Source organism: Pseudomonas sp. 05N434 (assembly GCF_056396965.1).
In genome coordinates this window covers 1-10,301 of sequence record NZ_JBFTMK010000116.1, presented here as the reverse complement: position 1 = coordinate 10,301, position 10,301 = coordinate 1, and the positions used below count along the sequence as shown (strand labels likewise).

General features: G+C 59.8%; 11 protein-coding genes. 7 read left to right on the top strand and 4 right to left on the bottom strand.

Annotated features, from left to right (window positions below; translation table 11 throughout):
- From AC1DLB_RS10300 to AC1DLB_RS10280, 5 genes are all read left to right on the top strand, one after another.
- The coding region (locus AC1DLB_RS10300; RefSeq protein WP_477784959.1) for a COG3014 family protein at window positions 1-1,145 on the top strand (1,145 nt) is incomplete at its 5' end.
- A gap of 207 nt (window positions 1,146-1,352) precedes the next feature.
- Window positions 1,353-2,747, top strand: coding sequence for a COG3014 family protein (locus tag AC1DLB_RS10295; protein ID WP_477743598.1), 1,395 nt, complete (start codon window positions 1,353-1,355; stop codon window positions 2,745-2,747).
- A gap of 15 nt (window positions 2,748-2,762) precedes the next feature.
- Window positions 2,763-3,134, top strand: coding sequence for a YcfL family putative periplasmic lipoprotein (locus AC1DLB_RS10290; protein WP_018927555.1), 372 nt, complete (start codon window positions 2,763-2,765; stop codon window positions 3,132-3,134).
- Window positions 3,135-3,173: 39 nt separating this feature from the next.
- Window positions 3,174-3,761, top strand: coding sequence for a penicillin-binding protein activator LpoB (gene lpoB, locus AC1DLB_RS10285; RefSeq protein WP_007941608.1), 588 nt, complete (start codon window positions 3,174-3,176; stop codon window positions 3,759-3,761).
- Between the two features lie 3 nt (window positions 3,762-3,764).
- On the top strand, window positions 3,765-4,508 hold the full coding sequence (locus AC1DLB_RS10280) for a hypothetical protein (protein ID WP_018927554.1): 744 nt from the start codon (window positions 3,765-3,767) through the stop codon (window positions 4,506-4,508).
- A gap of 70 nt (window positions 4,509-4,578) precedes the next feature.
- Here AC1DLB_RS10280 and AC1DLB_RS10275 read toward each other — a convergent pair whose 3' ends face one another.
- The 3 genes from AC1DLB_RS10275 to AC1DLB_RS10265 all read right to left on the bottom strand — a co-directional run bounded on the left by AC1DLB_RS10275 (window position 4,579) and on the right by AC1DLB_RS10265 (window position 7,829).
- Window positions 4,579-5,211, bottom strand: a complete 633-nt coding sequence (locus tag AC1DLB_RS10275) for a LysE family transporter (protein ID WP_018927553.1) — start codon at window positions 5,209-5,211, stop codon at window positions 4,579-4,581.
- A gap of 117 nt (window positions 5,212-5,328) precedes the next feature.
- Window positions 5,329-5,919, bottom strand: a complete 591-nt coding sequence (locus AC1DLB_RS10270; protein ID WP_019650132.1) for a mechanosensitive ion channel family protein — start codon at window positions 5,917-5,919, stop codon at window positions 5,329-5,331.
- Entirely contained in the window at window positions 5,919-7,829 is a 1,911-nt protein-coding gene (locus AC1DLB_RS10265) for an ATP-binding cassette domain-containing protein (RefSeq protein WP_477743597.1), read from the bottom strand. The genes AC1DLB_RS10270 and AC1DLB_RS10265 overlap by 1 nt, the downstream gene beginning before the upstream one ends.
- A 50-nt stretch (window positions 7,830-7,879) precedes the next feature.
- Between AC1DLB_RS10265 and AC1DLB_RS10260 the strand changes: the two genes are divergently transcribed.
- Window positions 7,880-8,344 (top strand): TIGR02444 family protein, encoded by a 465-nt coding sequence (locus AC1DLB_RS10260; protein ID WP_477784958.1) that lies wholly within the window; start codon window positions 7,880-7,882, stop codon window positions 8,342-8,344.
- On the opposite strand, the gene AC1DLB_RS10255 is transcribed toward AC1DLB_RS10260, so the two are convergent.
- Window positions 8,341-9,522, bottom strand: a complete 1,182-nt coding sequence (locus tag AC1DLB_RS10255; RefSeq protein ID WP_477784957.1) for an AlgP family protein — start codon at window positions 9,520-9,522, stop codon at window positions 8,341-8,343. The two genes, AC1DLB_RS10260 and AC1DLB_RS10255, sit on opposite strands and share 4 nt — an antisense overlap.
- A gap of 192 nt (window positions 9,523-9,714) precedes the next feature.
- On the opposite strand from AC1DLB_RS10255, the gene AC1DLB_RS10250 reads away from it, so the two are divergent.
- A partial coding sequence (locus AC1DLB_RS10250) for an FKBP-type peptidyl-prolyl cis-trans isomerase N-terminal domain-containing protein (protein ID WP_477784956.1) occupies window positions 9,715-10,301 on the top strand: 587 nt, incomplete at its 3' end.

The window sequence follows — 10,301 nt, the reverse complement described above, 5'->3', positions numbered from 1 at the left end:
GCGCTGACCAGATGGTATTCCAGCGCGAAGAAGCGGTGCCCTCCGGGGCCATGAAACTGCTCACACGGTTTGGCAATGAAATGGGCACCATGCTGGTCAACGACAAACTGCGTCGCTACGAAGGTTACGATTACGAAAAAGTCATGYTGACCACGCAAATGGCCCTCAACCAATTGGCTGCGAATGACTTCGACGGCGCCCGCGCCGACATCAAGAAAACCCACGAACGCGAAGCACTGATTGCCCGCCAGCGCGAGCGGCAATACGAAGAGCTCGAAGAGCAGGCCAAGGCCCAGGGCATTTCGGTACGTTACAAGGATCTGCAAGGCTACCCGGTGACCACCCTCGATGCGCCAGCCGTCATCGAATTGAAAAACGGCTATCAGAGTGCCTTCAGTCATTACCTGGCTGGCTTCACCTATGAAGCCCTCGGCGAACGCGATCTCGCCGCGCCGGGCTATCGCCAGGCAATTGAATTGCGCCCGAACCTGCCGTTTCTCGAGCAGGCGTTGCGCAATCTCGACAAACCGCCGGCAAAAGCCGATGAAAGTGATGTGTTAATCATTGTCCAAAGCGGCCTGGCACCGGCACGCAGCTCGGTGCGCGTGCCGATTCCGGTACGGCTCAACGAAAATCTGGTGATCGTTGCCCCGATTTCTTTCCCGGTGATGATCCCGGACACCATCACGCCAGCATTCGACCACATCATCGTCGATGGTCGAAAACGGCCGCTGACCGCACTCAACAGCGTCACCGACATGGCCTTGCGCACCTTGCGTGATGATATGCCCGCCATCATCTCGCGGGCCATGTTCCGCGCCAACATGGCGGCTATCGGCCAGGCTGAGGAAAACCAACGCAACCCGGCCAAAGCATCGCTGGTGGTCACGCGCGAAGACCCATTCGAGGAGGCCGACACCCGCACATGGCGTACCTTGCCGGACAAAACCCTGGTCGCGCGTCTGCGGCTGAAAAAAGGTGAACACCTGTTCAGCGCGCCGAACGCGCCCGGCACCCCGCCGGTAACCCTGCGCATCGACCGCGACTTTCAAGTCATCAACCTGCGCACAATAAACACCGTGGCATTCGTCGTCGGAAAGACTTATGTGCAAACCTCGCCAGCGCCGGTATCAGGCCAGAAATAAGTAATGGCACGTTGTGAAAACATACAATTAAAAAGCCATTACATAGCCAGCATCCCTGTTTATAATGCCGCGCCGTCGTTCTCGCGATACGGCATTTAAGCTCCTCTTTTTATGAGGAATTGGCAGGGCGCCAGTCTCCCTGCCGATGGGTCCCAACAGCCCGACCAGCACGCGCGGCTGCTTATACTCAGGGAAGAAGTACCCCCTATGGCCTCTCGCGCCCTTACCTCGATCGCGCTCAGCGCTGTCACCTTGCTCTCCGGCTGTTCGGCTTTTCGCAACTACGATTCCGAACTGGCACAAACCAACCAGCAACTGGCTGCCGGCAACGTCGACGGCGCCTTGACCTTGTTGGAAAAGAACAACACCGGCGCCGACAAAGACCTGCTCTATTACTTCGAGAAGGGTGAACTGCTGCGCGCCAAGGGCGACTTGTCCGGCAGCCAGAATGCCTGGAGCAGCGCCGATCAGGTGGTGGGCAAGTGGGAAGACTCGGTCAAGCTCGACACCGAAAAGTACCTGGCTCAGTTCGGCAGCTTCCTGGTCAATGACAAAGTCCGTCGCTACGAAGGCTACGACTACGAGAAAGTCATGCTGACCACGCAGATGGCCCTCAACCTGCTGGCGGTGAACGACTTCGACGGCGCGCGCACCGCGATCAAGAAAACTCACGAACGTGAAGCGGTGATCGCCGACCTGCGCGACAAGGAATACCTCAAGAGCGAAGAGCAGGCCGAGAAGGAAGGCGTCAAAACCCAGTACAAGGATCTCCAGGGTTATCCGGTGGCCAGCCTCGACGCGCCAGAAGTGGTCAGCCTGAAAAACAGCTACCAGAGTGCGTTCAGCCATTACCTGGCCGGTTTCGTCTATGAAGCCCTGGGCGAGAAAGACCTGGCTGCACCGGGCTATCGCAAGGCCGCCGAATTGCGCCCGAACACCCCGCTGCTGGAACAGGCGCTGGTGAATCTCGACAAACCCGCCAAGGACGAGGACAGCGACATCCTGATCGTCGTGCAAAGCGGCCTGGCGCCGTCCCGCGACTCGATCCGCATTCCGTTGCCATTGCCGATCAGCAACCAGGTGGTGATCACACCGCTGTCGTTCCCGGTCATCAAGCCGGACACCTCGACCGCTCCCTTCGCCCAGATCGGCGTAGACGGTCAGCAGGTGAACCTGACGCAACTCAACAGCACCACCGCCATGTCCCGCCGCGCGCTGCGTGATGACATGCCGGGCATCATCCTGCGCACCACCGTCCGTGCCGTGACCAAAGGCGTGGCTCAGAAGAAGATCAACGAATCCAACCCACTGGCGGGTCTTGCGGTCGGGATCTCTTCAGCGGTGCTCGAAGGTGCCGATACCCGTACATGGCGCACCCTGCCAGACACCACTCAAGTCGTGCGTCTACGCTTGAAGAAAGGCGAGCACCAAGTCACCCTGCCGAGCGCCGTGGGCGGTTCGGTGGTCAAGATCACTGTGGATCAGCGCTATCAGGTCATCAGCCTGCGCGCCGTGGGCAATCAGGTATTCGCCAGCGGCCAGGCCGCTCATCTGATCCCGAGCGCCAACCCGACCACCGTGGCCAGCCTCAAACAACCTTAAGAACGGAGTCTTTGCATGCGCTTCAAACTCATCACTGTCGTCGCCCTGGCCTTGCTGGCCGGCTGCGCCACCCCGCCACCACCGGAGCCAGGCAGCGCTGCCAGCAAGGTCGTGGCCATGGGCAAGCTCAAGAACATCGTGGTCGGCGCCATGCGCGTGGCGCGGGAAAACGGCTTTATGACGGTCAACGCACAGCTGAGCAACACCAGCTACAACAACAAGACCTTCTACTACCGCTTTGCCTGGCTCGGCCCTGAAGGCTTCCCGGTTGCCGAAGAGGAAACCTGGAAAAGCCAGATGATGTACGGCGAGCAGACCAGTTTCATCCAGGCCATTGCGCCAACCGCCAAAGCCGTGGATTTCCGTCTCGAAATCAAAACGCCTTAAGCCCGACACCCTATTCGTTCAGTTCTAGAGAGCATTCCCATGTTTGCACGCTTTTCGTTCATCGCCGTCATCGCCCTCCTGGCCAGCGGTTGCGCCAACACTTCGCCGACGCTGGGCAGCAAAAACATCAGCTACGGCGACACCAAAGCCGTGGAAACCGTGACCAACGAGTTCGGCTCCACCGACCTGCAGATGATCGCCGAATCCATGACCCGCTCCCTGGCCCAGTCCGGCATCCTGCAAGGCCGTCCGGTGGTTCAGGTCTACGACGTGAAGAACAAGACCAGCGAGTACATCGATACCCGCGAAATCACTACCAGCATCAAGACCCAGCTGATGAAGTCCGGCGTCGCCCGTTTCGCCAGCGACAACACCGCAATGCAGAGCCAGGTCGACCAGCTCAAGCTGCAAAACCAGAGCGGCCTGTACAAGAAGAGCACCGTGGCCAAGACCGGCAACATGATTGCCGCCCAATACCGTCTTGAAGGTTCGATCAGCTCGATCGTCAAGCGCAGCAGCGACTACAAGGACGTCTTCTACAAATTCAGCCTGCAATTGATCGACGTTGAAAGCGGTCTGGCCGAGTGGATGGACGAAAAAGAGATCCGCAAAACCACGGAGCGTTAATCGATGCGCACATGGATTGGCATGATGGCCCTGGCTTGCGCATTCAGCGTGCAAGCGGCCCCGAAAGTTGCAGTAGCGGATCTGGCGTACCAGGAGCGCGTGGAGCAATACGTCCACACTGTTTCGGCACAGAGTAACCATAGCCAGAGCTATTACGGCGCCAGTGGTTCTTCCAGTTACGAAGAGTACGAAGCCACCAACAGCTACATCGAGCAAGGCGAGTTGCGCAAATTCACCGGCGACATCAAGGGCGAGATCCTGCGCACCGGGATGTTCCAGTTGGTGCAGGGCACGCCTTACACGGCATCGTCCAAAGGCGACGTGTATGACGTGATCAAGCGCATCAAGGCCGGTAGCTTCAAGGGTGCCGACTATGTGCTGTTCGGCACCGTGTCAGACATCGACTTCACCCGCGACATGAACGAGCTGGCCAACACCGACAGTTACTCGGCGGTGCTGGCGTTGACGCTGGTGGCGGACTTCAGCCTGATCAACACCAAGACCTTCGAGATCACCTCGGCCTTCACGGCGATGGGCGAAGGTCAGGACACCAAACTGGTGAATGGCCGGGACATCCGGGTTTCCCTGAACCGCCCACGGGTGGTGCGTGACGTGTCCAAGGCGTTGGGTGAAGACGTGGCTTCACAACTGAGCCAACAGCTCGGTGGTGGCGGTTACGAGCAGCCGGGGCAGGCACCGCTGCGTAATAACCTGCCGCGAGATACGGCGCCGGTGATTCTGCACTGATCTCAGACTGGCCACTCTGTAGTAATGAAAAAGGCGACCTCAATAGGTCGCCTTTTTTGTGCCTGAAGCTTTATGTCGCTGCTTTGCGCAAAGTCGCCATGAATGCCGCCGCGCCGATGAACAGCCCGGCAAAAGTGCGGTTCATGCGTTTCTGCTGCCTGGGCGTGCGCAACAAACGCAGGACCTTGGCCGCCAGCCCGGTGTAGCCGGCCATGACGATCAGGTCGACACAGATCATGGTCACGCCGAGGATCAGGTACTGGGCCACCAGCGGCGCGTGGGGATCGATGAATTGCGGCAGCACCGCGAGCATGAACACCAAAGCCTTGGGGTTGCTGACGTTCACTAGAAAACCGCGGAACACCAGCGCCATCGGCTTGCCGATCTGCCGAATGGCAGCGTCGTCGCTCATCTCATTGGGCAGCGCGCGCCATTGCTTGACCGCGAGGTAGACCAAGTAAGCCACGCCGAACCATTTGATCGCATAAAAGGCAGTGGCGGAGGCCGCGAGGATCGCACCGACACCGGCAGCGACAATCGCAATTTGCAACGCCAGGCCCAGTTGCAGACCCAGGGCGTTCCAGTAACCGCGCCAGAAACCGTAGCGCAGGCCGCTGGACATCGACGCAATGGCGCCGGCACCGGGGGAAAGACTGATTACCCAGCAGGCGGCAAAAAATGCCAGCCATGTTTGAAGCAGCATTGCACACCTCGACTCAGACTCGTGACAAACGTCTAAGCTAATGCGCCTTACGACCAATGACTACCGATTTTTTGCAGGACAGAGTGACTGCCGACCAGCGTTGACGGCGGTAGCGTCCTATCGAGCCTGCTTTTCGAACCCGTTTGAAGGAAATACATCAGTACCGCGCCAGCGTCGAACCGAGCGCTGGAAGAACAGGCTGTTGGGCACTTGCACCATGGCACTGCCGGTACCGAGCTCTTCGGCTTCGATCAGCGTGGTGTAGAGCAGATTGATCGCCACCACCCGGCCCTTGACGCCCGGCTTGTCGGTGGTGTCCACCAACTCGACCACATCGCCGATTCGGAATGGGCCGACGGTGAAGATCAGGATCGCGCACAACAGATTGGACAGCACGCTCCACATGGCGAAAAACGCCACGGCAGCCACCGCCACGAAGCCGGACAACGCGGTCCAGAGCACCGTGGCCGACACCCCAAGACGCTCCAGCACGAAGATCAGCGCGCTACCCATGATCAGCCAACGCAAACCACCGCGCAGCGGCATCAAGAACTGCGGCGGGAACGGGTAACGCTCGCCCAAGCGAGTCAGGCCTTTAGCGACGACGCGCTGAGCGACATAGCCGGCCAGCAGGATCAGCAGGATTTGCACGACCAGCCAGAGCGGCTCGACCCACATCGCCGGCAACGGCAGCTTGAAGGCCTCCATCAAGACAGCGCCTCCAGCTCCGCCTGCATACTTTCGAGCAATTCGAGCGCTTCCATCCAGGCTTCTTCCAGCTCGGCTTCACGCACCTTCAGCCGGGCCTGCTCGGCCAGCAGATCACGCAATTCGTTCTTGCGTGCCGGCTCGTAAATATCGCTGTCGCCGAGGCTGGCGTCGATCTTCGCCAGTTTCTCGTGCAGCTTGCCCAACTCGGCTTCGAGCTTGTCGGCCTCGCGCTTGTGCGGTGCCAGTTGCTGACGCAACGCGGCGGCGGCCTGGCGCTGGGCTTTCTTGTCGGTCTTGTCCGGGTTGACCGGGGTATTGCTGACCGGCACGTTGCGCTGACGGTACTCCACCAGCCAACGGGTGTAGTCTTCCAGGTCGCCGTCGAACTCCTCGACCTTGCCGTCTGCCACCAGATAGAAATTGTCGGTGGTGCTTTTAAGCAAATGACGATCGTGGGAGACCACCAGAACCGCGCCACTGAATTCCTGCAACGCCATGGTCAGCGCCAGGCGCATTTCCAGGTCCAGGTGGTTGGTCGGTTCGTCGAGCAGCAACAGGTTCGGTCGGCCCCAGGCGATCAGCGCCAGGGCCAGTCGCGCCTTTTCGCCACCGGAGAAATTCAACACCGGCTCATCGATACGTGCACCCCGGAAGTCGAAACCACCGAGGAAGTCACGCAGGGTCTGCTCACGTTCGGTTGGCGCCAGGCGCTGCAAGTGCAGCAACGGGCTGGCCTTGGAATCGAGGGAATCCAGTTGATGCTGGGCGAAGTAACCGACCACGGTGTTCTCGCCCCGGGTCAGTCGGCCCGCCAATGGCTCGAGCTCACCGGAGAGGTTCTTGATCAGGGTCGATTTACCGGCACCGTTGGGGCCGAGCAAACCGATCCGCGCGCCAGGGGTCAGTTGCAGCTTGACCTTCTCCAGCACGGTTTTTTCGCCATAACCCAAGCAAGCGTCCGATAGATCGATCAGCGGGCTGGAGATTTTCTGCGATTCGCGAAAGACGAAATCGAACGGCGAATCGACGTGCGCGGCGGACAGCTCTTCCATCCGCTCCAGCGCCTTGATCCGGCTCTGGGCCTGACGGGCCTTGGTGGCCTGGGCCTTGAAGCGGGCAATGTAGCTTTCCATGTGCGCACGTTGCGCCTGTTGCTTCTCGTACGCCTGCTGTTGCTGTGCCAGACGTTCGGCACGGGCCCGCTCAAACGCGGTGTAACCGCCGCGATACAGGGTGATCTTGCGTTGATCGACGTGAGCTACGTGATCGACCACGGCATCGAGGAAGTCCCGGTCGTGGGAAATCAGCAATAAAGTGCCGGGGTAGCTTTTGAGCCACTCTTCGAGCCAGATGATGGCGTCGAGGTCCAAGTGGTTGGTCGGTTCGTCGAGCAACAACAGGTCCGAGGGGCACATTAAAGCCTGCGCCAGATTCAGACGCATCCGCCAGCCACCGGAGAAATCTCCTACTTGCCGGTCCATTTGCTCGTTGGTGAACCCAAGGCCCGCCAATAGCTTGCGAGCCCGGGCATCGGCGGTGTACCCATCGGCGCTGTCGAGCTCCGAGTGCAGGCGGGCCTGAGCGGCGCCGTCATGGGCCGCTTCGGCCGCCGCCAGGTCGCGTTGCACCTGACGCAGGCGCAGGTCGCCATCGAGCACGTAGTCGACCGCCAGGCGCTCGAGGGTGTCGACCTCCTGGCGCATGTGGGCGATGCGCCAGTCGGCCGGCAGGAAGCAGTCACCCGAGTCCGGGTGCAGCTCGCCCCGAAGCAAGGCGAACAGGCTCGATTTGCCGGCGCCGTTGGCACCGATGAGGCCGGCTTTGTGGCCGGCGTGCAGGGTCAGCTCGGCGTCTTCTAGCAGACGTTGCGGGCCACGCTGTAAAGTCAGGTTCTGAAGTCGAATCATAATGGCGGCGGAGTCTACCAGCTTCGCTCGCAACTGGCGCGAGTAGCACTATGTCCTCTGACCTGTGGAGCTTTTCCCTCGACACTTACGCCCTTCCCGGCGTTGAACACGCCTGCCTGCAATTGCAGGCAGCGGGTGTGAATGTGTGCCTGCTGCTCTGTGGATTGTGGCTGGGGCAACGTGGAGTCGCCTGCAACGAACAACGCTTGCAGCTGCTACGCGATGTAGCCGGGCCTTGGGACGTGGATGTCGTGCAACCGTTACGCACCTTGCGCCAGCAATGGAAAGCCGCTGCCAGCGAGGATGCCGGTCTGGATGATTTGCGCGAAAAAGTGAAGACACTGGAGATGGAAGCCGAAAGGCATTTGTTGCTGCGACTGGAGCGTTTGGCGCAGAGTTGGCCGCAGTGTGGAGCGACCGATCCAACGGCCTGGCTGGAAGGTATGGCAGCAGGCGCCGCCAWCCTGAGCCGCGACGCGCTGCATCAGCTGCGCGTCGCGGTAACCGGCACTTAGGAAGCGCTGGTTGGGGTAGTGCTGGTGCTCGACGATGCCGCTGGCGCAGGCGAAGCTGTCGAGGTAGTGGCTACCGGAGCCGGCGAAGCCGATGCAGCTGGGGCCGGGGCCGGGGTTGCTGGCTTGGCGACAGGTGCGGCAGTCGGCTTTGCAGCAACGACTGGCTTTTTCACGGCCGGTTTTGCTGCTGGCTTGGCGGCAGGTTTTGCAGCCGGTTTGGCAGCGGCAGGTTTGGCTGCTGGTTTCGCTACAGCTGGTTTGGCGGCAGTGGCTGACTTGGCAGCGACGGCAGGTTTCGCAGCAGCAGTTTTGGCAGCCGGTTTAGCGGCGGGTTTGGCTGCAGTTTTTGCAGCAGGTTTCGCCGCCGGTTTTGCAGCAGGCTTGGCTGCAGGCTTGGCTGCAGCGGTTTTAGCCGCGACAGGTTTGGCGGCAGTTTTGGCTRCTGGTTTTGCAGCAGGTTTAGCGGCCGGTTTGGCAGCTGCAGTTTTCGCCACGGCGGGTTTGGCAGCCGTGGTTTTGGCAGCGGGTTTAGCGGCAGCTGTTTTGGCAGCGACTGGCTTAGCGGCAGGTTTGGCAGCTGTCGTTTTAGCTGCTGGTTTCGCAGCGCTGGCAGCGACTGGTTTTTTCGCCGCAGGTTTTGCGGCTGGTTTCGCTGCAGCTTTTACCGGTGCTTTGGCGGCGGTTTTTTTAACAGGAGCCGCAGCAGGCTTGGCCGGTGCTTTTGCAGCAACCGGTTTGGCAGCGGCTTTCTTCGCAGGTGCCGCGGCTGGCTTGGCCGAACGCAGGGACAACGCCTTGCCGACAGCCTCTTGGACACGACCGACACCCTGGGCCAGTTTCAGGCTTTCTTGAGCGTCGCGTTTGAGTTGCAGGATGTAGCTGCGAGTTTCGGACTGACGAGCCTTGAGGGCGTCGAGCAGGTCCTCAAGTTCTTTCACCGCATCTTTGGCCTTGGCTTGTGCCTTGGCTTTGCCGGCCGCCGCAGCGTCCTGCAATTTGGTGCGGGATTTATGCAGTTTTTCCTGCGCTTTTCCGCGCTGCTTTTCCAGTTTGGCGAGCAGTTTTTCAGCATCAGCCAAGGCTTGGGAACAAGCGTTTTCCAAGTGCTCGAGCAGGCTGCCCGAGAGTTGTTGGAGTAAGTGCAACGGAGTATTTACTGGCTTCTTGGTGGCCGACATGGTTTACCTCCTGGCTGACGTGAATGCGGCTCATACTAGACCTCTGCTGCAACCGCCGCTAGGGCATGTTGACAGTATCGAAAGCGCTGCGTTGCAACGAAGTAAAAATGTTCTGCGCTTACGCAAAACCAGTTCACCTTCGAGAGCATTCACACTGGCATAATCCTGCGCATCTCAGGTCGGAGAGTGCCTATGTCGCGCTACCTTTTTTTATCGCTGTGCATGTTTTTTTCCGTGGTCCAGGCCGCCGAAAAAACCACCACAAATGACGCTCACGATCTCGCTTACAGCTTGGGTGCGAGCCTTGGCGAACGCTTGCGCCAGGAGGTTCCGGACCTGCAACTTCAGGCACTGCTCGAAGGTTTGCAGCAAGCCTACCAAGGTAAGCCGCTAGCGCTGAAAGACGAGCAGATCGAACAGATTCTTGCCGAGCACGAAGCCCAGGTCGCCGAGCAACCCGCCGTCGCGCAAAGCGAAGTTGCCCTCGAAAAAGAGCGGCGCTTTCTCGATGAGGAAAAAACCAAACCTGGCGTCCGTCAATTGGCAGATGGAGTATTGCTGACCGAGCTGGCTCCCGGAACTGGCGCGAAGGCAGGACCGAACGGCAAAGTCCAGGTGCTGTATATCGGTCGTCTACCTGATGGCACCGTGTTCGATCAGAACAGTCAGCCGCAGTGGTTCAGTCTTGATAGTGTGATCAGCGGCTGGCGTAGCGCGCTGCAAAATATGCCGGTCGGCGCAAAATGGCGCCTGGTAATTCCATCGGCGCAAGCCTATGG